Origin of the sequence: Streptomyces iakyrus (assembly GCF_000717055.1) — a bacterium.
GTDB classification, from domain to species: Bacteria; Actinomycetota; Actinomycetes; order Streptomycetales; family Streptomycetaceae; genus Streptomyces; species Streptomyces iakyrus.
On sequence record NZ_JNXI01000113.1, the window covers coordinates 1 to 362 of the forward strand.

Here is a 362-nt window from a genome sequence, read left to right on the forward strand (position 1 = left end):
GCCGGCTGACGAGGTGGAAGAGGAGTTGGCCGCCCGCCTGCGCGAAGGGCAGATAGCCGAGTTCGTCGAGAACGACGAAGTCCATCCGGGTGAGATAATCGGCGATGCGCCCCTGGCGTCCGGCGCGCGTTTCCGCCTCGAGCCGATTGACGAGATCGACCGTGTTGAAGAAGCGCCCGCGCAGGCCGGCGCGAATGCAGCTTCTGGCGATGGCGATGGCGAGATGCGTCTTCCCGGTTCCCGTGCCGCCGACCAGGACGATATTGCGCTGCTGGGCGACGAAGCCGCCGCTGGAAAGATCGCGCGCCAGCGTCTCGTTGACGGTGGCGCCGTCGAAGTCGAAGTCGTCGATGTCCTTCGCC

Annotated in this window: 1 protein-coding gene; it reads right to left on the minus strand. The window is 66.6% G+C overall.

Going from position 1 to position 362, the window contains the following annotated elements; genetic code table 11:
• The coding region (locus OO68_RS48970) for an ATP-binding protein (RefSeq protein WP_033314737.1) at positions 1-362 on the minus strand (362 nt) is incomplete at both ends.